Genomic DNA, 25,401 nt, shown 5'->3' with positions numbered 1-25,401 from the left:
CTCTCTTCCCCATTAATTTCTTTCCATAAAAACACCTGAAATCTAATTACGATATATAAGATTCTTTATTTATTTCTACAAAAGAGGCTCCTCAATTGAGAAGCCTCTTTTTATATATTTTATTTTACAGCTACTGCTGTTTTTTCAATATTTACCCATTGACCTTTTTCAGCTGATTCAAGGATTGCATCTGCGATTAATTCAATTTGGTAGCCATCATTGAAGTTTGGAGAAAACTCTTTATCTTCAGCAATTGCTTTAAACAAATCATATGTTTCAATGATTTTTGTTTCGCCGTAACCAATACCTAGAGCAGGGATTGGCCATAATCCTTCACCATATGGAGTGGCAGGTCCTGTATAAACCGTTCTAAAGCCTTTTGCATCGCTTGGATCATCAGCAAAGCAAACTTGAAGCTCGTCACGGCGCTCATAGTTAAAGTATAGAGAACCTTTTTCACCGTGAATTTCAAAGGTTAGGAAGTTGTTACGCCCCCATGCATTACGTGTTGCTTCAATCGTTCCAATAGCACCATTATCAAACTTAACCATGGTAATCACTTCATCGTCTACATCGACTTGCGCTTTTGGTACATCACTTCCACCGGTTTTCACAGTACCTAGTTTATCAATACCGCCAGTTTGAACCGGTCTTTCTGGAATCCATGTTCTTGTCATCGCATTTACATCTGTAATTTCACCAACAAGGTAACGGGCAAAATCAACTACGTGTGTTCCGATATCACCTAGAGCGCCAGACCCAGCAATTTTCTTCTGGAAGCGCCATGATAATGGAGAATCGGGATCCGCTGACCAGTCTTGCAGGTATGTTCCTCGGAAGCTGAGAATGTTTCCAATTCTTCCTTCTTCAATATATTTTTTCGCAAGAGCAACAGCTGGTGTTCTTCTGTAGTTGAAGGCAACCGCATGCTTAACTCCTGCAACTTGTACGGCTTCCAGCATTTCCTTGGCTTGTTCAGCACCTAATGCCAATGGTTTTTCGCAGATAATATGTTTACCAGCTTTTGCTGCTGCAATTGCAATTTCAGCATGCGAATTATTTGGAGTAACAATATCAATAACATCAATTTCCGGATCGTTAACGACAGCTCTCCAATCTGTCGAATAATTGTCAAATCCTAACCTTGCTGCTGCGTCTTTTGCTAATTGTTCGTTAACATCTACTACTGTATGACGGTGAGGGATTGCTGGTGCTGGCCAGAAAAACATTGGCATTCCTGCATAGGCAAGTGAATGCGCCTTTCCCATAAATCCACCGCCGATCATGCCTACGTTTAATTTTTTCATTTTTGTATTCTCCCTTTTATGAATGGTTCATTATTTTGCAACACTTTGAATAGATTTTGGTGCATCCTGATGGTAAACAAGTTTCCATGCGTCTAATACGTTTTTATTCGTTACTTGTAATGCTGGTACAGCTACATATGCCGGGGCTTCTTTACCAAGTATTCCATAACCTGCTAATATTGCTTCTGAAATCCCCTGGTCATACGGCAGCTGAGCACCAAGCCCTTTAATAATTCCATCAGAGGCAATATCCAAGGCTACGTTTGTCCCTAAATCGATTGTTGTAATCACGAAATCTTTCTTGCCTGCCGTACGTGTGGCTGCTAAAGCTCCTTCTGCCGGAACATCCCAGACGACAAACATGCCATCAAGGTCACGATTTTTCGTCAACATTCCAGAAGCCACTTTCTCGCCATCGTTAGGGCCGATGATGCCCCCACGTTCAACGATTTTGATATTCGGATATTTTTCTTTGATTGTTTTTTCAAATGCTTCTGTACGCTGCTTGGTTACGAAATAATCGGCATCATGATAAATCACACCGATTTTTCCTTTTCCACCAAGCTTTTCAGCCATGATTTCCGCTGCCTGAACACCATTTCCATAGTTATCAGCAGAAACTACACTCACATAATCCTTGCCTGCTTCCAGACCATTTGGTTTATTATCCATAAACACGACTTTCACTCCTGCATCTGCGGCTTTCTTAAAAGCTGAAGCAGTCGAAACAGGGTCAACTGGAATCCCTACGATAATATCAGGTTTTTTCGCTAAAACTGTTTCAATATCAGATACTTGTTTTTCAGCCTTAAATTGGGCATCGGTTACAGCCACTACTTCAATTCCCATTTTCTCAAAGGTGGCTTTTAAACCATCGATTTGAGCAGTCGCCCAGTCGTTTCCTGCATAGTGCATAACAAGAGCGGCTTTGTATTTTCCTTCTTTGATCTTTTGAACTTCTTCTTCAGTCAGCTGTAGTGTTTTAGCTGAAACAGCAGCTTCCCCGCTAGGACCTTTACTTAATATTTCTTGGTCAGGGATCTCCTGATTAATGGTAATTGGACCGGAACTTGCCGCTGTTTCTTCCGTTTTGGACTTCTCTTGCCCATCACTTTTTTCGATATTCGTGCTTTTCTGGCCGCAGCCGGCTAGTGCAATACTAGTAATAAATAGAATCATAGTAATAATCGATAAAACCTTTTTCATATTGGTCCCCCTATCTCTTGAAAAACTTATTTTGTCTTTAATGCTTCATACTGGGCAAGAAACTGCCGGCTGATTTCGGCACCCTCTTTTGGATTCGCCCAGCTGTCCAATTCCACTGTAATCCAGCCGTCATAGTTTACTTTCTCTAGTAATTTTAGCATTTCAGCAAACTTCTGATGGCCTTCCCCTAAAGGCAAAAACTCACCATTTTCATAGTCTTTAAAGTGAACATATTTGATGCGGTCGACATATTTTTTAATCACTTCAACCGGGTCTCCCCCACCTGCTTCAATATGAGCTGTGTCAGGACATAGGTTGATAGTTGTTAAAGGCATTAATTTATCCAGCTGTTCAGGTGACTGTACATTCGTCCCCAAATGCGGATGGTAGCTAGGAATAAGGTGGTATTTTTCTGCGATTTCTACTACTCTATTAAGGGCATTTCCTAAATCTTTGTAGTCGCTTTCTTTGTTGCCGTTAGTCCGGACTGCACCGCCGCCGACAACAAGATGCTGTGCTCCTAATTCATAAGCAAAAGCTGCTACCTCTTCAATTTTTGCTAATTCTTCCTCTAAAATATCAGGAAAAATAAAGTTTCCGCCGGTGTAAACACCTATGAAGGATAAAGAGTGATCTGCGATTAGTTTTTTAAATTCTTCCTTTTTATCTCGAAATTGCATCATATTTCCATCAAAAATTTCAAACCCTTTATACCCAGCTTCAGCAATCTCTTTGAGCGCGTCCTCTGTTGAGCCGTTTGCAAGGTAATAGAGATCCTTTACAGAAGTAACTCCTGCCGGGTGACCAACCACGCCTCCCCAGGTATTCGTTTGATAACCTAGTTTCATCATTTTCCCTCCATTTTTCACTATCTAGCTTCTTGTCTCTTCGAAAATATTCTCCGTTATGTAATCGATTACAATTTGAGGATTTAAAAAATAATTATTTTGTTTTCTAAGAGAATATAATGTAATCCATTACATTTGACAAAGTAGTATCTTCACTCCTTATACTACTTGGTATATGGTAAAGTTAAAATCAATAAAATTGCTAATCTAAATACACATTCTTGCTAACCAAAAAAAGCTCTAATCTTTCCCTAAAGTTTTTGAAAGATTAAAGCATTATACTTTCATTCTTCTGAATTTTCCCGGCGGGCTACCTGTCATTTTTTTAAAAAGCAAATTGAAATAATTAGCATTTTCATATCCTATTAACGAGGCAATTTCCCTCACAGAAAGATCGGAATACTCCAGCAGCCTTTTTGCCTCTTCAATACGGCACTGAATCATGTATTGAATGGGCGGCAAGCCCACTTCTTCTTTAAAAATGTGTCCTAAATGGAAGGGGCTTACATAAACGAGGTTGGCTAAATCGTTTAAAGTCAGCTCTTGCCGAAAATTTTCTTCAATATATTTTTTTACTTCAAGGCACATAGAAGAAAAGGAAGGATGATAATCGACATTTTTCAATAGACGAGTAACTTTAATCACTACCGTTTGTAATATTGAGGATATGATATCTTGGTAACCCACATGCTTTATACTATATTCATTTAATATTACCTTTAAATAACTATGAATCTCCTTCTTTTCTTCCTGCAAATTAATAATTGGAAGATCTGTGGATTCTATCAAAAAACCTTTCTGCTTCCCATTGATATGGAGATTGGAAAAACAGATGGAAATCCCATTAAGAGGATTATCCATACAAGATTTCACCTTGAGATCACTTAATGGATTTAATATGATAAGATCTCCTGTTTTTCCCACAAAATGGCTGTCTTCAAGTATGAAATCACCTCGTCCTTGTTCTATAAAGATAATCTCTGTATAGTCGACGTCGGCATTTTTTTTAAAACCAAGAGGATTTTTTTGATTGATTACTGATGCAGATATTAATCGAGGTGTTTCAAGTAGAATGGAGGTTTTTTGCACGGCGGATGCCCCCTTTAAAGAAGAATGGGCGGCGACTACAGGTATCTGTTACCGCCCGGATTTTTCCAAGATTATTTGTGCTCCCAGCCAATTTCTTTCATTTGCTCTTTTAAGTATTTAATCGATTCTTTGGCAAACCAATCTGGTTCAGACGCTCTAGAATTGAATCCAACTTCCATTGCTAAATATCCATCATAATTGATATCTTTTAAGGCTCTTAATACCGCATCATAATCACATTGGCCTTTACCAGGAGGGAGACGGTCGCTGTCGGCGATATGAACATGATGAAGCTTGTCTTTCATTCGGTATACATAATCACTGGCCACTTCATTTCTGTACAATGCATGGAATGTATCAAACATGACCTTAACATTATCCATACCTGATTGCTCTGCTAATAGAAGGGCATCATCAGCTGTTTCAATTAAGTTGCTGTCTGCTGGAGTTGGTTCAACTACAAGTGTCACACCAAGATCCTTAGCATATTGGGCTACTTCAATTAAGCCTTCTAAACTGTAGTTCCAAGCTTCTTGCTGAGAAGTTCCAAAAACCACCCAGCCTGCAATCCACATAACGGTTGGGCATTCCCATTCATGCGCTAAACGAACAACTTCCTTATAATGTTTAATCGTAAATTCTCTTTCTTCCTTTAAAGGAGAGCTTGGGTTCATCCCTGGACCTCCGCCTGGTGCGGGAAGCATCGATGAAACCTTTAAGTTCTTTTCCTTAAGCAATTTTTTGATTTCTTGTCTTCTTTCAGGTGATAAATAGTCTGGCCAGGCATGCGGGGCTGCACAGCCAATTTCAATCGCATCGTAACCAAAAGAAGAAAGACGGTTGATAACTTCCTCTAATGGATAAGAAGAAAGCCAGTTTGGAAAACTACTATACACCCATGTGTTAAATGAAATACCTTTCATTAGGAACAGCTCCTTTTAATATAATCATTGGTTTAAATCTAGTAAGGATAGCTTAACCTGTGAGTAATGCTGCTTTATCCGAGAGTAAAGGCAGCTTATCCGAGAGTTACGACCTACCGCTTCCGCTTTTCTTATTCCCAAACAAATACAGCTTTTTCTGTCTTTCTTTCATCAAACATACGGAATGCTGTTTCTGCTTCTTCCAATTTAAATTGATGTGTCACTAGTTTTTCAACAGGCAGATTTTTTCTCACTATGAATTCTGCAATTTCGTCAAACTCTTGAATTGGGAAGTACCAAGAACCGATCACCGAAATTTGCTTACGAATTAACTGCTGACTAGGCTTAATTGTTGTCTCTTTGCTTTCGCCGATAAAGGCCACACTTCCATGTGCTCTCACACAATCTAATGCATCATTTTCAGCATACGGGCTTCCGGAGCAATCGATTGCTGCGTCTGCACCGGCACCATTTGTAATACGGGCAATTTCTTCTTGAACATTCATCGTTTTACCATTGATGGTGTAATCTGCACCTAATTCTTTCGCAAGCTCCAATCGCTCATCCAGCATGTCAACTGCAATAACTGTTGCGCCTAATCCTTTAGCAATCATCACACCTGCACCGCCCATTGGGCCCATACCAAAAATAACAAGGTAGTCTCTTCCGGAAATTCCTAATCTCTTTTGAGCGTGATAAAGGGTTCCTACTGCATCTGTTGACACGGCAGCTGTTACAAAGCTCATAGTATCTGGAAGTCTCATGCAGTTTTCAGCTGGAACTACCATATACTCAGCGTCGCCGCCATGAGAGTCAAAACCTATGCACTTAAATTCTTTACAGAACATTTTGTATCCACTCTTACAATGAGCACATTCACCGCAGCCTAATGCTAAGTAAACAGCAACCCGATCACCAGGCTTAAAATTAGATACACCATTACCTACTTCTGTAATAACTCCCGCAGGCTCATGTCCAGGCACCGTACATCCACATTTTGTTCCTTCAAAAACAGATGTTCCGTAGTATAAGCTCATATCACTGCGGCAAATAGCAGACGCCTTTAATTGAATGAGTACTTCTCCTTGTCCTGGTGTTGGGATTTCAACCTGACGAATTTCTACCTTTTTGTCTCCGGGAAAAAATACTGCTTGCATTGTTGTCATCGTACTGCCTCCAATAAGTTAATTTGAATCATAGGACTAAGGTCTTCTACTACAACTTGTTTTTATTGATTACATAAGGGCTGTAGAATACAGCCGGCCATATCCCCTTTTATATAAAACCGTATAACGTTCCGATCAAAATTGCTCTATCAACCAAAAATTAAGCCCACCACATATCAGTAACTTGTTCCTTAAACATGGCATCTTTTAAAAGAGAAATCGCTTTCTTTAATCCCTCATCTGTTGAAGCAAGCATATCTTCATGTTCAATGGAAATGACATAATCATAACCAACCGCTCTTAAGGTACTCACAATGTCTTTCCACATTTTTTCATCCGATCCATATCCTACAGATCTAAATGTCCATGAGCGATCTAAAATTTGGCTGTAATGCTTTGTATCTAAAACACCATTTACACTAATATTGGCTTGATCTAAATAAGTGTCCTTCGCATGGAAATGGAAAATGGCTTTTTCCCTTCCAAGCCTTTTAATTGCTTCTACCGGATTGATTCCTTGCCAAACTAAATGGCTTGGATCAAAATTGGCACCAATGTTTTCCCCCGCATGTTCTCTTAACTTTAGTAGTGTATCAGGATTATAGACTACAAACCCAGGGTGCATTTCTAAGGCAATTTGGTTAATGCCATGCTCTTTCGCGAATTTCGCTTCCTCTTTCCAATAAGGAATCACGACTTCGTTCCATTGCCAGTTCAACACATCTAAATATTCAGGCGGCCAAGAACATGTGACCCAGTTTGGATTTTTTGCACTGATATGATCACCCGGGCATCCGGAAAAGCCATTGATAACAGGAACTTCTAAATGTTCTGCCAGTAAAACGGTTTTCCGCCAAACGTCGTGTGATTCTTTGGCAATTTTCACATTCGGATGCAGCGGATTCCCGTGGCAGCTTAAGCCACTGATGGTTATTCCCCTTGTTTCAAGTGCTCGCAGGAATTCTCTAGTTTTATCGGGAGAGGCAAGCAATTCATCCGGTTTACAGTGATGGTTGCCGGGATAATTGCCAGTCCCCAATTCAACGGTCTCAACACCCATACCTGCCAGCTTATCCAGCATTTCTTCAAATGGCAAATTCTGATAAAGCGGGGTAAATACACCTAGTTTCATGCCAGAACCTCCTTGCTTGCCTGAACCTTCACCCATTTCTGCAGCTGATGGCTTTCCAAGATGGCATCTGTAATACACATGGAAATATGGCCATCTACAAATGTCGCAAACTTATGCTTGTCTGTTTTCAGGCTCTTTCCTTCGCTAACAAAAGAGTAGAAATTTAACATCATATTTTTTAATGCATCCGGCCAGCCTTCATTATGCCCACCTGGATGATGGATAGCTGATCTTGCCTCCGCTGAGAATAACGCAGGGTCTGCTAAAAGAACTTCATTCGCTTTATCCCGGTGTCCGATCCATAATTTTTCTGGTTCTTCCTGGTTCCAGAAAACAGAGCTGTGGCTTCCGTTGATTTCAAAACTTAGTCTATTTTTCCGACCGGCACTTACTTGGGATACCGTAAAGACTCCTCTTGATCCATCTTCAAAGCGAACTAGAACGGATGCATAGTCTTCTGTATTGATTTGAACATCTTCATATTCCATATCTTCTTTATTCTTGGCCCCAAAAGTAGCTACATTTCCTGTAGGCTTCTTTCTTACTGGAATAACAGTTGCTAAATCAGCAAATACTTCCACAATTTTTTTACCTGTTACAAATTGGACAGTATCGCACCAATGGGATCCAATATCCGCTACGGCCCGTGATTTCCCGCCTACTTCCGGTGCTAAACGCCAGTTATAATCTGTTTCATATAATAACCAGTCCTGCAAGTAACTTCCGTGAACCAAATTCACTTTCCCAAGATCACCATTTGTGATTTTCGCTTGTAAGTTTTGTATACTTGCATGCTGTCTGTAATTAAAGTTCACGGCATGGACTACACCGTGTTTTTCTGCAAGTTCCAGCAATTCTGCTGATTCTTCACTGTTCATTGCCAGCGGCTTTTCTGAAACGACATGCTTTCCTGCCAAAATAATCTCTTTATTAATTGCATAGTGCAGGTGATTTGGTGTGCAATTGTGCACTACTTGGATTTCACTGTCTTTTAGCATTTCACGGTAATCACCATAAGCTCTCGGGATTCCAAGCTCAACGGCTTTTTTTTCAGCTGTTTCCTGACTGGTTTCCGCCAAACCAACTACTTCTACAAAGCCAAGTCTTCTGATGGCTTCAATATGTGTTGGCCCGATAAAACCGGTACCAATGATACCAACTTTAATCTTCTTCACTTCGTTTCCTCCTGTACATAAGTTTTCTCATGTTGCAGTAACGTACATTTTAAGAGCGTTTTATAAAAACCTATCGCTTCATCGCTTTCTTACCAAATGCCACAGCCAAGATGATGATAATTCCTTTGATAATCATTTGCTGGCTGACATCAAGACCCATAATGATCAAACCGTTATTAATCGTACCAATCATCAAGGAACCTACAATCGTCCCGATGATCGTTCCTACACCGCCAAACAAGCTTGTTCCTCCAAGGATGACCGCTGCGATAACAGAAAGCTCATCCCCTTCTCCAAAGGAAAAACGACCTGCATTCATACGACCTGCATAGAGAAGCCCGGCTAAACCAGCCATTAATCCTGTACCTAGGAAAACCATCAGCTTAATTTTCATTGTCTTCACACCTGAAAATCTTGCAGCGTTTTCATTTCCGCCTGTAGCAAGCACCTGACGGCCAAATGCTGTTTTACGAAGCAACACATGGGCGATAACTGTAAACACTAGAGTCCAAATAAGAAGAACCGGAATTGGACCAATATCACCTGATCCAAAAATAAAGTTGAAATTTGCATCTACAATTGGTACTGGTGCTGTGTCTGTTATCCACATCGCAAAACCTTTAACTGCTCCCATTGTTCCTAATGTTACAAGAAAGGAAGGAATGGCTACCTTTGTAACAAGCAAACCATTGATTAAACCAACCACAAGTCCCGTACTTACACCGCCAATGAGTCCTCCCACAATGCCATAACCGGCTTGGATCGCCAATGCACCTACAAGAGAAGAAAGAGCGGCAATGGAACCAACAGAAAGGTCAATTTCACCTGTACTGATTACAAATGTCATTGCCAACGCCATTAAGGAAATGGTAGCTGTTTGTCTAACAATATTTAACAAATTTCCTGAAGTTAAAAACCCTTCATCACTTAAGCTGATAGAAAAATAGATTAATACTCCTACGAAAGCGAAATAAACAATATAATTGCGCCATTCGAAGCCTTTCAATGCCGGAGCTGCCGGCTTTTGTATATTAGAAACCTTGGATTGCATATTGTAATTCCTCCTCTGTTTTTATCTCTTTGCGTTTCATCTCCTTCTTTATTTTCCCATCATGCATGACGACCACACGGTCACTCAAGGCAAGCAGTTCTGGGAGTTCAGAGGAGACCACAAGGATTGCCTTGCCAGTTTCGGCCATTTCTCGAATAATTTCAACGATTTCTGTTTTTGCACCAATATCCACACCAATAGTTGGTTCATCCAGCATGAGTACGGTAGGATCATTCGCCAGCCATTTGGCGAGGACGATTTTTTGCTGGTTACCGCCTGATAACAGTCTGGCTTGTTTAAAAATATGATCCGTTTTAATATTGAGCTTTTGAACAAAATCATTGCTAATGTCATTTGATTTTTTATTATCTATAAAAGTTCCTTTTTTAACCTTCGAAAGAATTGGAAGAATCATATTATCTTTGACACTATGTTCAAGAACCAAGCCTTGCATTCGGCGATCCTCCGGAATCAAAGCAAGACCGGCATCGATCGCATTCCTTGGATTCTTAATCGTTTGTTTTTGTCCGTTAATGTAGATTTCTCCATTCTCAATCGGGTCAATTCCAAACAGACTTCGAAGTAATTCTGTTCTCCCGCTTCCCATCAACCCTGCAATTCCGACGATTTCACCCGGCTGAATTTTAAGATTGATATCTTGAACATTTCCGGCTGTTAAGTTTCTCACTTCAAAAATCGGCGGTACGTCAGTATCATAAGCACGTTCCTTCCATTCAAAGGCTTGGTCAAACTCCATACCGACAATATGTTGAATAACGGTGTCAAGATTGGTTTCACTGCATGTTTCAGTTGTGATATACCGGCCATCACGTAGTATTGTAATTCGGTCACAAATTTCAAAAATCTCATCCATCCGGTGAGAAATATAGATGATCGAATATCCTTTTGCTTTCAATTTGTTAATAAAGCTAAATAATACTTCTGTTTCATTTTTGGTTAAGGAAGAGGTTGGCTCGTCCATGATAAGAATTTTCGCTTCTTGTGAAAGTGCTTTGGCAATTTCCGTCATCTGCCAATATCCTACTCCTAGGTTTTGTACAATATCAGTTGGTTTAATATCTACGCCTAATTCTTCAAGCAGTTTTTCCGTTTTCTTCTCACAATCCTTGTCATCGAGCAGCCCTAATGATGTCTTCTTCTCACGTGTAAGATAGATGTTTTGGGCAACAGTAAGGGTTGGAATTAAACTAAACTCTTGGAAAATCATCGATATATTATTTTTTTGTGCTTCTTCATAACTTTTAATACTCACAGGTTTTCCGTCAATCAGAATGTCGCCGCTATCTGCGGTATAAACACCTGTTAGAATTTTCATTAACGTCGATTTCCCGGCACCATTTCCCCCCATCAAGGCGTGAACTTCACCTTTTTTCACGGAGAAATTAACATCTTTTAATACAGGAATCCCGTTAAATGCTTTACTAATATTTTTCATTTCTAGAATAGGTTGTTCCATCAAGTTCACCTTCTTTTCGTGATAGAGGCTGCTTTTCGGGCAGCCCCTATCATATTTTTTATTTCATTGCATCTTGAACTGTTTTTGGTGCTTCTGTCCCGTAGATAAGCTTCCAAGAATCTAATACATTTTCTTTTGTGACTTTAATTGATGGCGAAGCAACATAAGCTGGTGCTTCCTTACCTAATAGTGCATAGCCGGAAAGAATCCCTTGTGCAACACCTTGGTCATATGGCAGCTGAGCTCCAAGTCCTTTTACGATTCCATCCTGTGCAATTGAAATTGCAACGTTTGTTCCCAAGTCAACAGTTGTTACAACAAGATCATTTTTGCCTGCAGTGCGTGCAGCTGCCATGACACCTTCAGCAGGTACATCCCATGGAGCAAAGATTCCGTCAATATCTTTATTTCTTGTAAGCATCGCTGAAGCTACTTTTTCAGCATCGTTTGGACCGGTAATACCGCCTTTTGCTACAATCTCAATATTTGGATATTTTTCCTTGATTCTTGCTTCAAAGGCATCCGAACGATTTTTTGTTACAAAGAAGTTTACATCGTGATACACGATACCAACTTTACCTTTTCCACCTAGTTTTTCAGCCATAACGTCCGCTGCTGTTGCTCCGTTACCCGCGTTGTCACCAGACACAATACTGATGTAATCTTTTCCAGGGACAAGGCCTTCTGCAGCTCCATCCATAAATACTAATTTAACCCCTTGTTCAACTGCTTTTTTATAAGCCGGTGCTGTAGAAACGGCATCAACTGGAACTGAAATCATGATGTCAGGTTTTTTTGCTAAAACCGTTTCAATATCATTTACTTGCTTTTCTGCTTTAAACTGTGCATCTGTTACAGCAACTACTTTGATACCCATTTTCTTAAACGTATCCTGCATCGCACCAACTGCGGCATTCATATAATCAGTACCAGAATAATGCATAACAATGGCTGCTTTATATTTTCCATCTTTAATCTTTTTTAGCTCTTCTTCCGTAAGCTGCAATGTCTTTGCTGAAACAGCTTGTTCACCGTTTGGACCTTTATCTTTAACTTCTAAGTCTGGAATTGCTGGATTAATCGTTAATGGACCTGAAGCTGTATCTGAATAGTTTTCATTCTTTTTTGTCGTTGTTTGATCACCTGAAGTAGATTTATTGCCGCCGCATCCCGCCAGCACGAAACTTAAAATCAACAATAATACCGAAAGTGAAAAACTCTTTTTCATTTGGTTAACCCCCACTATTTTAGTTATTTAGTTAAAGCTCGTTATTTTGTTGGCACCACCCTTAGAATCTAAAGTGTGGCACCACCACCTTTTCATAAATTGAAAGTTTAGTAAATTTTATCTAGTAATCGTTTACATTTAAGAAAGTATAGGAATCTCTTTGACTTCTAAAAAAATGTAAAGGATTACATTTTTTATTAAAAATTTTTAAATAGTTCTGACAGACTCCCTTACAACCAACTGGTCAGCTAAGATAATTTGCTCACGTTTGACTTCCTCTTTGTTGATGAGCTTCATCAGTAATTCCATAGCGTTCTCACCAATTTCGAATGCTGGCTGTGCAATCGTTGTAAGACCCGGTTCGAATATGGAGGAAAATTTTAGATTATCAAATCCTAGAACCGAAATATCCTCAGGAACCTTAAGACCTTTTGATTTAATCGCCTTAATCACTCCCATGGCCATATCATCGCTTGCAGCGAATATCGCTGTTGGGAGTTGGCCAAGAGCGAAAAACTTCATCATGAGATTAAAACCGCTATCAAATGAGAAGTCACCCTCCTGGACTAACACGGGGTCAACGATAAGGTTTTTCCTTGCCATCGCCTGATAAAATCCTTTGAGGCGGTCTCGGCTCAATACGATATCGAGGGGTCCAGTGATGCAGCCAATTCTTTCGTGTCCCAAATCGATTAAATATTCCGTTGCCTTTCTGGCACCACTGATGTTATCAATCGAAACTGTTGGGATCCTGGAGCCTTCAATATATTCACATGCCAGCACCACCGGAAAACTTCGGGCCACCTCTTCAACGGCTGCTGCATCCATTCTGGCGGTTAATAAAACCATTCCATCTGCTTTTTTTTGCTGCAGGATGTTTAAATACCCCTTTTCTCGTTCCACATCATTGCCTGTATCACCAAGTAATACCTGATATCCTTTTGCAACTGCGACAGCTTCAATCCCCCTTAGCACCTTTGAAAAAAAGGGATTTGTAATGTCAGGCACAACGACTAGAATTGTCTTCGTTTCAAGTCTTCTTAGCTGGCGTGCTAAGAGATTAGGCTGATAATTCAATGCTTCAATCGCCTTTAACACTTTTTCCATCGTTGTTCCCCTAACTGTTTCAGGCTTTGTTAATACTCGAGATACTGTTGCAGTTGAAACATTAGCCTTTTTTGCTACATCCACAATCCCAACCATCTTTGTTCTCTTTTCCTTTCCTGTTTCTATACTTGGATTGTAATCGATTACAAAATTGTCGTCTAATCGCCTTCAGACAAGCTTTTTGTCCAATTGGCTACTAGTTTTTTTCATCCAGAATGCCATTTCATTCATTCGAACAAAAAAAGCTTTTTTTTAAAAAAAATAAGACCCAGTAATTTTTCATTACTGAGCCTTACTTTTTACAACGATTTACATTTTTGCAACTCTGCAAGCTTATTCTTCGAAACCTTTGCAGTCTCTTCATAATTTTTAAAATAAGCATTGTACGACTGGCCAGCCGCTTCAATTTTCGTTAAATGTTGCAAATTGATAATACAAGAACGATGGGAGGCAACAAATCGCGAATCAAGAATTTCTTCAAGTTCGGTTAACGCTTCATTTAACTCAATTTTTTGATTAACCGTATGAATGACGGACTTTCGGTCAGCTCTTTCAATAAAAATAATCTCGTCTAACGGAATAAAAGAATACTGGTTACGCTGTTTGATCATTAAATCCTTTTTGACTGGAGCAAAAGGCGGAACCGTGACTTTTTGCTTCGAAAAGGCTGCTGCCCGCTCTAAAGCCGAATAAAGCCTGCCCCGCTCAATCGGTTTCACAATATAATCGATCGCATTCACCCCAAAGGCTTCCAGAGCGTATTCATCATGGCCTGTAATAAAAATAACCTGCAAGGTTGGCAGAATTTTTTTACACGATTTAACCGCTTCCATTCCGTTCAATAAAGGCATGTTAATATCAACTAAAACGATGTCGGGCTTTTCCAGCATTACCTTGTTAATTAAATCCTCACCATTTACTGCTTCTCCGACAATTTGATAGTTCGGAACAGATTTAATCATATGCTTTAACAATTTTCTAGATGGTGCATTGTCCTCTGCAATCAAAACTTTCATTAATCATCCCTCATGTATTTAAGTTTGGTTTAAACTATATCACATAACGTATTAAGTAGATAATATGTGAAAAAAATGAAATAAATGGCTTCTTCTTTTTTAGTTAGCAGCCAATCTAACTGCTTACAGTATAAGACAGTACATCTGGCTTAGGAAGTTTTTAGAATCGAAAGGGAATGGTGGAGAAAAAATGGAAATGTTTTATAAAGATAATTTATATAAGGAAGTTCTTCGGACCATGTCCGAATGTGTAATCATTCTTGAAAAGTCGGGGAAAATGGTTGCCCTAAATGAAAATACAGAAAAAATACTGGGGATTAAATCAGAGTTCTTAACTGAATCCAGCTTGATGCAGCTAGAATATGTAAATGAAGACGGATCGCCGTTACTCTATTCTCGGTTACCAGGAATAATAACACTTAAGGATGGTATTCCTTTCCATGATTTCATTTTAGGTATTAACGACAGGAATAAGGAACCTAAATGGATCTCAGTCAATTCAACGCCTCTTAAAATTTGTGATAATGAAGAACAGGCTGCCCTTGTTACCATTTCTGATATCACCGAACGAAAAAACATGGAAAATGCCTTAATTCAAGCTAAAGAAGAGGCAGAAAAAGCAAATATGGCTAAATCCGACTTTCTGTCTAAAATGAGTCATGAACTCCGTACACCATTGAATGGAATCCTTGGTTTTGCACAGCTATTAGAAATTGAAGAAACCTTAAATGATGATCAGCGTGATTTTGTCCAAGAGATTTTAAATGGAGGGAGACATTTATTAAGTATAATTAATGATATTTTAGATTTATCAAGAATAGAGACGGGCCATATAAAAGTATCGATTGAAGAGATTGATCTTCTAACGATTATTAATGAATGTATCAATATCGTGCAGCCGCAGGCCAAGAAGAAGAGAATCAATATACATAACCAATTGGATAACTGGCAAAATATATTTATTCTTGCCGATCCCATTCGTCTTAAACAAATCTTTCTTAATCTTCTCGATAATGCGATCAAATATAATCGGGAAGGCGGCAAAGTCATGATCTTCTCTTATTTCAAAGGAAACGAACAGATCATTCATGTTGCGGATACAGGGGTCGGAATTTTAGTTGAAGAATATCAAAAGGTATTTGTTCCCTTTTACCGAATTGAAGGGACACAAGAAGAAGGTACAGGTATTGGATTGTCTTTAGTAAAACAGCTCGTCCAGCTAATGGGAGGGCAAATTAGTGTAACGAGTCAAAAAGGTTTAGGAAGTGATTTTTGCTTTAGCCTACCTCTTCCCCATGATTTAAAGCCTGTGATGAGATGGGGTGAAGAGGTTGAACTTACTAAGGATAATATCCGGAAGGCAGATGACTACCGTTTGCTGTATATCGAAGATAACGCTTCGAACGTAAACTTAGTAAGGAACATCATGAAATCGCATCCTTCCTATACGCTTTTATCTGCTCGTTCCGGAAAAGAAGGATTAGAAATGGCAGCGAATGAAAAAGTGGACTTGATTCTGCTTGATCTAAACCTTCCCGATATCCATGGTTATGAAATATTTAATAGGTTAAAAACAATAAAACAAACAAAAGATATTGCAGTAATTGCTGTAAGTGCCAATGCGCTTCCGCAGGATATTCAATATACATTAGACAAGGGCTTTGATAATTATGTAACAAAACCCTTTAATGTAAAAGAGTTTTTGACCATCATAAGAGAAACGCTGAATAGTACGATTAACCAAAATATTCCGGATGAAGAAATTTTAAGCACAGGGCCGCATGGAGAGGAGGCTATTTCAGCCAAAACACTCCAGTTATCGTTGAAAGACCTGAAAAAGCTTAAGGAAATGAATTATAAGGCAGCTGTTGCCATGCACTATGCAGGAAACGATTTCTCAACTGCCATCATCAATGGTGTGAAAGATACTTTTGGAAAAATGGGCGTAGAAGTTGTTGCCGTTACTGATGCACAATTTAAACCTGAAAAACAAATTTCAGATATCGAAACCATCATTGCTAAAAAACCAGATGTTATAGTAGCTTTGCCGGTTGATCCAGTTGCAACTGCTTCCGCTTTTAAAAAGGCTGCAGAGGCAGGAATCAGACTTATTTTTATGGATAACGTGCCTGAAGGATTAGAATTTGGCAAGAATTATGTGAGCGTCGTTACATCTGACAACTATGGAAATGGTATATTTGCAGCGGAGATTATGGGTAAAGAACTTAAAGGAGAAGGTAAGATTGGTGTTATGTTCCATAGTGTTGATTTCTTCGTAAATAATCAGCGTGTAGAAGCATTCGAAACTACGATTAAAGAAAAATATCCAAATATTAATATTGTTGTACGTAATGGAATTACCACCCCAAACGATGCGGAAAAAGCAGCTTCTGTTATGTTAGCAAAAAATCCAGATTTAGATGGTATTTTTGCCATTTGGGATGAACCCGCGAAAGGAGTACTAGCTGCAGCACGTAAAGCAGGCAAAACTGATATAGTTATTACGACCGTTGATTTGGGAAGTAATGCAGCATATCAAATTGCTTCTGGAGGAAATATTAAAGGTCTTGGAGCGCAATTACCTTATGAAAATGGAGTTGCACAAGCAATTATTGCGGGATATTCACTACTTGGTAAGGAAGTAGCTCCTTTCTATGTTGTACCAGCGATAAAAGTAACAAAAGAAAATATCTTAAAGGTTTGGAAACTGGCTTATCGTCAAGATCCTCCGGATGCCATTCAAAAGTACTTTTAATTAGCTTGATTATACCGGTAACAAGAGTATCAATCCCAATATTACCGCATAAAAAGGAGAGGCCGGATTCTTGTTGAAGCCGACCTCTTTTTAGTCGAATAGACCTCTTATTTACGACCTCTTTTTCTCTCAGATTTCAGGCTTCATGAACAACTTATAAAAACTGTTAACACAAAAAACTATAAACCTTCTACAAAATCCGGGATGTGGCAGCAGCTATATCAAAGGTGGTATCGCTTTCATTTTCGCTAGGTCCTTATCCTCTCTTATAAACTTTATCTTTTGAAAAAATCTCGACTTTGTTGTGAGAATTTTTCAGTTATTCGTTCGTGCTCCGCTCCATTAATAATCCCAAAGCATTTTCCATAGAAACGAATACAACAAGATTTTTTCCGAAGAAGTAAAGATTGACGCATGATTATTCTCTTCCACTTTTCTTTATATATTATCTATTCCATAAAAACTACGTATGTGCAAAATGAAATTTTATTATGTTTTCACTATATAATTGAGAAAACACAAAATATTGTTTTTTTCTTGACTTTTAGGTATAACCATGGAGAACTGTTTATTACCCAATGATTTTCACAGCGTGTCATACGGGGCTCGTCTAGGTGAGTTACGTGCGTTATCGTGAACAGATATCGACGGATGACGATTACTAAGTCCGCTTATGTGGATGAAGAGGGAAAAGTACAAATCAGGGATTTAACAAAGGATGGAAAAGATCGAACGATTGTGATTGGAAAAAAGCTTATGAATGTATTAAAGAACCATTACGATCGTTTTCAAGAGTTAAAGGACCGTTTAGGAGAGAGCTTTAATCCCAATGGTCTAGTGTTTTTCAATTCAAATGGTGATTATACTCACCCACGTGAGTTACACCGAATTTATAAACGTTCGATTAAACAAGCAGGTTTAAAGCATTCTCGTTTTCACGATACAAGACATTCTCACGCTTCCATTTTGCTACAAAAAAATGTGCACCCCAAAATTATCAGTAAACGTTTAGGACACTCTAAAAATGGAATCACACTGGATTTATATAGTCATGCGATACCTTCTCTTCAGGAACAGGCTGTTGAAGTATTTGGCGATATAGACGATAACGAATAGTTATTGAAGTCATATGGCACCAATTTGGCACCCGAAGTGAGTAAAGGGATATAATCGAGGTTGTCTTCTTAATATATGAAACTCTTCAACCCCTTGCTATGTAAGGGTTGGCGGGGCTGCGTGAGAATCGAACTCACCAAACCTTTCACGAAGGTCTCAAGCAGTTTTGAAGACTGTGGAGGACACCAGTACCCCATTCAGCCCCAGAATATTATTGTAAAAAAAGATAACTACCATTTGTAATCATAATACAATGGAATATAGTAATAATCAATAGTGTTGGGGATTTTGTCATTTTTTCGACAACTTTTGCAATCACCTTTAATGATGACCTTTCCCCTGATACTAAAGCGATTACTTGTCTTTTATCCCCTTTACAGACTATAATAGATAGATGAAAATAGTAATCTGTAGGTGAATACAATGGGTCAATTAACAGGTTGGTTTCTTTGGTTTATTTTAATATGGATCTTTGCCTTTGCTGGAGCTATGGCAATTGGCGGATTTTTTATGTTTCGTAAGTTCCTCAAGAGAATGCCAAAAGACGATGGCAAATCGGTGATGGACTGGGAAGAATATTATGTGAATGAATCCCGGCATTTATGGGGAGACGACGAAAAAGCACTTCTTGAAGATTTGGTCAGCCCGGTTCCCGAACTATTCCGCGATGTTGCAAGGCATAAAATAGCTGGTAAGATTGGTGAGCTTGCTTTAAATGAAAAAGTGCCAAAAATTACAGAAGAACTCGTGATTCGCGGCTACATTCAAGCAACACCCAAAAGAGATCATAAATTTTTACGTAAAAAGCTATTTGAAAATAGAATTGATGTCGCTCCTTATGAGCATTTATTCTAAACCGCCCAAAATTTGGCGGTTTTTTTTCATAAATTTGGATACTTTATAATAGAGGGAAAAATAGGCTGGGGTGAAAGAAGATGGCAAAACGTTCGGCAACTAGGAGACACAAAATATTTAACCTATTGATCATAATGATTCCATGGTTATCCTTGTTATTTATAGGAAAGCGTGATTTTAAAAGATATTCTTTTTCAGGTGTTTTTATTGTTATCTTTGAAATCGTGAATCACTGGTATGGACACAAGCGGAATTGGTGGAAGTTTTACGATAAGAAAAAATCATTTATGAGAGATGAACTTCCTTTTAGTGTGGGTCCATATGCGCCTTTTTCAATGTGGCTCCTTAAAATCTCAAACGGAAACTTTAAGAAGTTTGCGTTACTGAATGTAATTTCTGATGGGCTATTTGCCTTCGTCATTATTGATGTTCTTAAAAAGCTTAAGATTATCAGTCTAGGTCGATTAAATCATATTCAGTTTTTCTTCTACTTACACTATAAAGCCTATATTTTATATGGAGTTCAGTATTTATTTGATAAAATCAAAAGATATCGGTATTAAACAAACGCTCAGAGCCTTTTATGCCCTGAGCGTTTTTAATACCTATTATTGTTGACCATGAAGCTTTTTATAGAGCTTTTTATAATCGAGATACATCGCAACACGCCATGGAACGATCATACTAAATGCCAACAGGAAGAACATACCACTTAGCTCTCCATAATCAATCGTTGCACTTAAGATTGTTTTCAAACCAATCCTTACCACTAATAGTCCTACTAAAATGAAAATAAATGCCTTCGATCGTTTTAAGTAGATGTCGTTCTCCCGAATTTCAAATTTAGAAGTTTTGATCAACAGAATCGAAAAAAGCATACCCACAACGACCGCCTCTAAGATTTCCATAGATGATAATCTAAATTGTGGTACTACGTACATTAATGCTCCGCTTGACATAAAAACGGGTGGCAGGATAATTTTCTTTGCATTTGTAGGTTTCTTAGCAGCCTTCATACGGACAAATAATGCAAAGATACCCATAAAAACCGCACCAATTGAAGAAACAACAACGAAGTTCATAGGTTTCATCCCCTATTTTTATAAAATAAAACTATATCATATTTTAAACTATCATTCCCATTTTAGAAACCGGTAAATCCACCAAAAAGACCGGAGAAAATAATAATAATTTTGGTCATCCAGTCAAAGAATAACACGATCCCCATGACAATCATCAAATAACCACCGATTTTCATAATCTTAACGCTGTTCTTTCGTATCCATTGCATACGTCCCACGAAGAACGATAAGATGAAAAATGGTATAGCAAAACCGAGTGAGTAGGCAGTCATGTATAAAACACCTGAACCAGGATTTGAGCCCGCAAGCAGAATAACAGAGGTAAGAATTGGGCCAGTACAAGGTGTCCAACCAGCAGCAAAAGCCATACCAATTAAGATTGATCCAATAAAACCTGATGGTCTATTTTTAAATTCTAAACGGCGATCCTTCATTAGAAATTCCGGTTTAAAAATTCCAACAATCATTAATCCAAAAATCACAATAAAGATTCCACCAAGCTGGCGAATGAGATCTTTATACTCAGAAAAGAAACGACCAATAAAGGAAGTACCAAACCCAATGGCAATAAAAATAGCGGAAAAGCCGATTAGAAAAAATAATGTATGTAAAAGGCTCCGCTTTTGAAGCATGGCATTTTCAGTTTTTAACTCCCCAACAGACATCCCCGTGATATACGATAGAAATGCTGGGTAAAGCGGTAAACAGCATGGTGAGATAAAACTTAAAAATCCTGCACCCAAGGCCAATAATATATTTACATCCGTCATATTAACACTCCCACTATAGTCGATACTTCTTCATTTTAACAAAACTTATCCGTAAAAGATAATGATTAACATGAATATTTTGTGTCTGTAGAAGCAAATGCATCTCTCATCCAAACAACTTCTATGTTTCTACTAATTTCCTACATTATATGGATATTTTTTTACAAATATCTTTGTATTTATTCCCAACTTAGGTTATACTAGTAAAACATTGGTAGAGAATTTCCTATCAATGTTTTGTTTTCTACTATTGGAGCTTCTCCGGAAAGGACCCCGGCAATGATTAAACAAGATCTCATTACACTAATTGAAAAAAAGCGTGCTGAGTTAATACAAGTCGCGGTCACTAACGGCCTGACTTCATCCATTGCTATCCGCTATAGCCAGGAATTAGACCACCTTTTAAACGAATATAATCGAAAGTATATAAAGAAAACCCGCCAAGCGGCGAGTCTCTAGTAAAAAAATCCTGGCAATTTGCCAGGATTTTTTACTATTTACTGCATAACATCTTCTAAACGATCGACAGCTCCATTTTGCAATAAGAACATCTTATGGTATAGCCCGCCGAGTGCCAGCAGCTCTTGATGTGTTCCTCTTTCCACAATCTCACCTTGGTGCAAGACGAGAATTAAGTTCGCATCCTGAATGGTTGACAATCTGTGCGCAATGGCAATCGTCGTGCGTCCTTTTCTCATTTTCGCAAGAGCTGTTTGTATTGCCTCTTCTGTTTCTGTATCAATATTGGCTGTTGCTTCATCAAGGACAAGGATCTTTGGATTGGCGGCAATTGTCCTTGCGAAGGCAATTAATTGCCTCTGTCCACTAGATAAAGTAGAACCTCTTTCCACCACTTTGTGATTATAGGAATCTTCTAGCTTTTCGATAAACGTATGTGCTTGAACAAACTTAGCAGCTTCCTCCACTTGTTCATATGTTAAATGATGATTATGAAGCGTAATATTGTCTCTTACGGTTCCGTAAAATAAAAATGGATCCTGGAGTACAAGCCCCATTTTGTCTCGTAATTCTTCCATCGAAAAATCACGAATTGATTTACCATCAATTAAGATATCGCCTTTCTCATATTCATAAAATCTCATTAATAGATTAATAATCGAACTTTTTCCACTTCCCGTATGTCCGACGAGAGCTACCGTTTCCCCAGGATGTGCAGTAAAGGATATATTTTTTAATACATCTCGCTGTCCATCATAAGAAAAGGTTAAGTTCTTAAATTCAATTCGTCCCTCTTGAATTGAAAGAGTACTTTCATCCTGTTGTGCCGGTGCCAATTCCTGCTTATCCAAGATTCTAAAAACACGTGCTCCAGCCACAATGGCTTGTTGATACAACGATAATCTCATCATCATATTATTGACTGGCTCAAAGAACCGCTCCAGGTAATTGACAAATGCGTATAGCACACCGATTTCAACGGGACTGTTCAATGAAGTGATACCAAAATAATTTAAAACGATGATTAGTCCTAAAATGAAGATCAAATCAACCGCAGGACGCAGCAGTAATCCGTCAATCTTAATATTTTTCATACCTGCGTTATAATGCTTTTCATTGATGTCTTCGAACTCTTTACGAAGTCTCTTTTCTTGCCGGAATACCTGAATAATACTCATTCCCTGCAGAGATTCACTAAGCTTCGCATTTAATTGGCTAAGCCTTTCGCGCATATCCAGATAAAAACGGGAACTAAACTTACGGTATAAACTCATGACAAGTAGAATCAATGGGATAAAAATCAGACAGAAGAACGCTAATTTCACATCCAAAATAAACATGGTTATGAAAATACCTGTTAGTAAAAATCCGCTTTGGATAAAGGTCGAAAGTACGGTAACAAACATATCTTTAATGGCTTCGGTATCATTTGTAATCCTAGAAACAATACTACCGGCCGGTGTTTGATCAAAATATTTTAAACCGAGCGACTGTACTTTTGAAAAAATATCAACCCGCAGCTGTTGTATAATTTTTAAAGCAATCTCCTGAAACTTTACCAATTGGAAAAACAACAATACCGATTTAACAATTTGAATGCCAAGGTAACCTACCCCAAGTATTAACAAAGGCTGAAAGACTAAATTTCCTGGCGTTAAATAATCATCAATAAAAATCTTAACGAGAATCGGAGAAGCTAACTCTCCTAATGTTGTTAACACTAAAAGGCTGAATGCTAGAATCAATTCCTTTTTATGTGGTTTCGTATAAGATAGCAGGCGATATAAAACAGTCTTTTGTTCTTTTTCAGTCAGCTGTGCTGTTTCATCTATTTTAATGTCCTCCATGCTCTACCAACTCCTCTAGCTGCTGACGTAAATACATTTCCTTATACCATCCACCGCTCGCCATTAGTTCCTCGTGCGTACCTCTCTCCATGACTTCACCGTTATCTAAAACTAATATTAGATTGGCGTGTTGGATGGCACTTAAACGGTGAGAAGTAATGACCGTGGTTTTCCCCTCACGATTTTTCCTTAAAGAGGAAAGAATCGCTTCTTCCGTTTTTGCATCCACAGCGGATAGAGAATCATCTAGTACCAGCACTTCCGGGTTCATCAACAGTGCGCGTGCAATCGAAATTCTTTGTTTTTGGCCGCCTGACAGTGAAACTCCCCTTTCACCCACTACGGTTTGATAGCCTTCGGTAAATTGAAGAATATCTTCATGAATATTGGCTAACTTTGCTGCGCTGTAAATTTCCTCTTTCGCTGCACGGGGATTTGTAAAGGCAATATTTTCAGCCACAGTTGCTGAGAATAAGAAATGATCCTGAGGCACATAGCCAATGGCTTCACGTAGTTTTTCCAACTTGTATTCTTGCAGGGAATGACCTCCGAAAGCAATTGCCCCTTCATAGCCCTCAAATTCACGAATGAGAAGCTTTAATAATGTGGTTTTTCCAGCGCCTGTTTTCCCTACAATTCCAAGTGTTTCGCCTCTATTAAGTGTGAACGAGATATCCTTTAACATGGCTTCTTTTTCACCAGGGAAGGTGAACTTCTTAATGTTATATTGGACATTGCCGCTTGGCATTACCTCTAAAGCTTCCTCTGTGTCTGTAATATCAGATTTTTCACGGAGCAATGCTGCTACACGGTCATAAGAAGCGCGACCGCGTTCAACGATGTTAAATAACCAGCCGAATGCCAACATTGGCCAGATTAAAAGTCCTAAGTAGGTAGTAAAGGCAATTAGCTCACCAATCGATAATTCTCCAGCTAATACATATTTGGAACCAAAGGTAATTGCTAAGAAAAACGATATTCCTACGATAATGGAAATGGTCGGATCATATAAAGAATCTATTTTTGCTACGACGATGTTTTTTTGAACTACATCCTCGGATTGCTTTCGGAAATCCTCGATGTCTTCTTTTTCCTGACCAAATGTTTTTATAACCTTAATCCCTGAAATACTTTCCTGTGTTTTATCATTCAAATCAGAAAAGGCTTCTTGCGCTTTGTGAAAAGTACGGTGGAGCATGGTACCAAACCAATTTGTAAGCACTGCCATAAATGGCATCGGGATTAAACATATCAACGTTAATTTCCAGCTGATCGTAAATGCCATTGCCAGAATAACGAATCCACCTGTTGATAGAGAATCCACTAAAGTCAGGACCCCAGCACCCGCTGTTTGTTGTATAGCCTGTAGGTCATTAGTCGCATGTGCCATTAAATCTCCAATTCTGCGTTTCTGATAGAACGATGGTGACATTTTGGTAAAGTGCTGATATAAGCGGTTTCGTAACTGTTTGCTCAGTTTAACGGCTGAACCAAAAATCATAATTCGCCAAAAATACCTTAAGACATACATACCGAGTCCGGCTGCTACTAATATAAGCATCCACTCTAGAAGCACACCTTTGGTCAACGTACCTTCATTAATATGGTCGGCGATAACACCAATTACCTTTGGCGGTACGAGTTGAAGTAGCGCTACAAACAGTAATATACATGTTCCTGATAGGTATGCTTTTTTCTCTTGCTTAAAAAACCAACCTAAGTCTAAAAATACTCTCATAATTGTTCCCCCGAAAATGATTGACCTTATCGTTTTATTATTTTAAAAAAATCA

At 38.7% G+C, this 25,401-nt stretch carries 22 protein-coding genes and 1 tRNA gene; 5 read left to right on the top strand and 18 right to left on the bottom strand.

Annotated features, from left to right (window positions below; genetic code table 11):
- Positions 1-119: 119 nt before the first annotated feature.
- The 13 genes from BANA01_RS20020 to BANA01_RS19960 all read right to left on the bottom strand — a co-directional run bounded on the left by BANA01_RS20020 (position 120) and on the right by BANA01_RS19960 (position 14,725).
- Positions 120-1,307: a levoglucosan dehydrogenase gene (locus BANA01_RS20020; RefSeq protein ID WP_063254402.1), complete on the bottom strand. Its 1,188-nt coding sequence runs from the start codon at positions 1,305-1,307 to the stop codon at positions 120-122.
- 30 nt (positions 1,308-1,337) lie between these two features.
- Complete coding sequence (locus BANA01_RS20015; protein ID WP_063254401.1) at positions 1,338-2,513, bottom strand: substrate-binding domain-containing protein; 1,176 nt, start codon at positions 2,511-2,513, stop codon at positions 1,338-1,340.
- 26 nt (positions 2,514-2,539) lie between these two features.
- On the bottom strand, positions 2,540-3,361 hold the full coding sequence (locus tag BANA01_RS20010; protein ID WP_063254400.1) for a sugar phosphate isomerase/epimerase family protein: 822 nt from the start codon (positions 3,359-3,361) through the stop codon (positions 2,540-2,542).
- Between the two features lie 276 nt (positions 3,362-3,637).
- Positions 3,638-4,450, bottom strand: a complete 813-nt coding sequence (locus BANA01_RS20005) for an AraC family transcriptional regulator (protein ID WP_063254399.1) — start codon at positions 4,448-4,450, stop codon at positions 3,638-3,640.
- Positions 4,451-4,521: 71 nt separating this feature from the next.
- Entirely contained in the window at positions 4,522-5,373 is an 852-nt protein-coding gene (locus BANA01_RS20000; protein ID WP_063254398.1) for a sugar phosphate isomerase/epimerase family protein, read from the bottom strand.
- 131 nt (positions 5,374-5,504) lie between these two features.
- Complete coding sequence (locus BANA01_RS19995; RefSeq protein WP_063254397.1) at positions 5,505-6,539, bottom strand: zinc-dependent alcohol dehydrogenase family protein; 1,035 nt, start codon at positions 6,537-6,539, stop codon at positions 5,505-5,507.
- Positions 6,540-6,699: 160 nt separating this feature from the next.
- Positions 6,700-7,671 (bottom strand): sugar phosphate isomerase/epimerase family protein, encoded by a 972-nt coding sequence (locus BANA01_RS19990; protein WP_063254396.1) that lies wholly within the window; start codon positions 7,669-7,671, stop codon positions 6,700-6,702.
- Entirely contained in the window at positions 7,668-8,846 is a 1,179-nt protein-coding gene (locus BANA01_RS19985) for a Gfo/Idh/MocA family protein (RefSeq protein WP_063254395.1), read from the bottom strand. The genes BANA01_RS19990 and BANA01_RS19985 overlap by 4 nt, the downstream gene beginning before the upstream one ends.
- Positions 8,847-8,916: 70 nt before the next feature.
- A complete protein-coding gene (locus BANA01_RS19980) occupies positions 8,917-9,897 on the bottom strand; it encodes an ABC transporter permease (RefSeq protein WP_063254394.1) in 981 nt (326 codons plus the stop codon).
- A complete protein-coding gene (locus BANA01_RS19975) occupies positions 9,878-11,374 on the bottom strand; it encodes a sugar ABC transporter ATP-binding protein (RefSeq protein ID WP_157411837.1) in 1,497 nt (498 codons plus the stop codon). The genes BANA01_RS19980 and BANA01_RS19975 overlap by 20 nt, the downstream gene beginning before the upstream one ends.
- 58 nt (positions 11,375-11,432) lie before the next feature.
- Complete coding sequence (locus tag BANA01_RS19970) at positions 11,433-12,602, bottom strand: substrate-binding domain-containing protein (RefSeq protein WP_063254392.1); 1,170 nt, start codon at positions 12,600-12,602, stop codon at positions 11,433-11,435.
- 207 nt (positions 12,603-12,809) lie between these two features.
- Positions 12,810-13,805, bottom strand: coding sequence for a LacI family DNA-binding transcriptional regulator (locus BANA01_RS19965; protein WP_063254391.1), 996 nt, complete (start codon positions 13,803-13,805; stop codon positions 12,810-12,812).
- Between the two features lie 203 nt (positions 13,806-14,008).
- Positions 14,009-14,725 carry a LytR/AlgR family response regulator transcription factor gene (locus tag BANA01_RS19960; RefSeq protein WP_063254390.1) on the bottom strand — a complete coding sequence of 239 codons (717 nt, stop codon included), beginning with the start codon at positions 14,723-14,725 and terminating at the stop codon, positions 14,009-14,011.
- Positions 14,726-14,915: 190 nt separating this feature from the next.
- On the opposite strand from BANA01_RS19960, the gene BANA01_RS19955 reads away from it, so the two are divergent.
- Positions 14,916-17,480, top strand: coding sequence for a substrate-binding domain-containing protein (locus tag BANA01_RS19955; RefSeq protein WP_063254389.1), 2,565 nt, complete (start codon positions 14,916-14,918; stop codon positions 17,478-17,480).
- A gap of 633 nt (positions 17,481-18,113) precedes the next feature.
- Positions 18,114-18,596, top strand: a complete 483-nt coding sequence (locus tag BANA01_RS19950) for a tyrosine-type recombinase/integrase (protein ID WP_157411836.1) — start codon at positions 18,114-18,116, stop codon at positions 18,594-18,596.
- A gap of 108 nt (positions 18,597-18,704) precedes the next feature.
- Here the strand turns inward: BANA01_RS19950 and BANA01_RS29620 are convergent.
- Positions 18,705-18,801: transfer RNA gene (locus BANA01_RS29620), tRNA-Sec, on the bottom strand.
- 218 nt (positions 18,802-19,019) lie between these two features.
- Between BANA01_RS29620 and BANA01_RS19945 the strand changes: the two genes are divergently transcribed.
- Together BANA01_RS19945 and BANA01_RS19940 are read left to right on the top strand one after the other, a co-directional pair.
- Positions 19,020-19,451, top strand: a complete 432-nt coding sequence (locus BANA01_RS19945; protein WP_063254387.1) for a DUF2621 domain-containing protein — start codon at positions 19,020-19,022, stop codon at positions 19,449-19,451.
- Between the two features lie 80 nt (positions 19,452-19,531).
- On the top strand, positions 19,532-20,014 hold the full coding sequence (locus BANA01_RS19940) for a hypothetical protein (protein ID WP_063254386.1): 483 nt from the start codon (positions 19,532-19,534) through the stop codon (positions 20,012-20,014).
- A gap of 45 nt (positions 20,015-20,059) precedes the next feature.
- Here BANA01_RS19940 and BANA01_RS19935 read toward each other — a convergent pair whose 3' ends face one another.
- Both BANA01_RS19935 and BANA01_RS19930 read right to left on the bottom strand, forming a co-directional pair.
- Positions 20,060-20,533 carry a CcdC family protein gene (locus tag BANA01_RS19935; protein ID WP_063254385.1) on the bottom strand — a complete coding sequence of 158 codons (474 nt, stop codon included), beginning with the start codon at positions 20,531-20,533 and terminating at the stop codon, positions 20,060-20,062.
- 62 nt (positions 20,534-20,595) lie between these two features.
- Positions 20,596-21,303 (bottom strand): cytochrome c biogenesis CcdA family protein, encoded by a 708-nt coding sequence (locus tag BANA01_RS19930; RefSeq protein ID WP_063254384.1) that lies wholly within the window; start codon positions 21,301-21,303, stop codon positions 20,596-20,598.
- 279 nt (positions 21,304-21,582) lie between these two features.
- On the opposite strand from BANA01_RS19930, the gene BANA01_RS29210 reads away from it, so the two are divergent.
- Entirely contained in the window at positions 21,583-21,762 is a 180-nt protein-coding gene (locus BANA01_RS29210) for an aspartyl-phosphate phosphatase Spo0E family protein (RefSeq protein WP_082799606.1), read from the top strand.
- 38 nt (positions 21,763-21,800) lie between these two features.
- On the opposite strand, the gene BANA01_RS19925 is transcribed toward BANA01_RS29210, so the two are convergent.
- Complete coding sequence (locus BANA01_RS19925; RefSeq protein WP_235847187.1) at positions 21,801-23,609, bottom strand: ABC transporter ATP-binding protein; 1,809 nt, start codon at positions 23,607-23,609, stop codon at positions 21,801-21,803.
- Positions 23,596-25,347 (bottom strand): ABC transporter transmembrane domain-containing protein, encoded by a 1,752-nt coding sequence (locus BANA01_RS19920; RefSeq protein WP_063254383.1) that lies wholly within the window; start codon positions 25,345-25,347, stop codon positions 23,596-23,598. Before BANA01_RS19920 ends, BANA01_RS19925 begins: the two co-directional genes overlap by 14 nt.
- Positions 25,348-25,401: the final 54 nt, after the last annotated feature.

The organism is Neobacillus niacini NBRC 15566, assembly GCF_001591505.1.
GTDB classification, from domain to species: Bacteria; Bacillota; Bacilli; order Bacillales; family Cytobacillaceae; genus Neobacillus; species Neobacillus niacini.
Note: the sequence above shows the minus strand (reverse complement) of the source record. Positions and strands in the feature narration are given on the sequence as shown.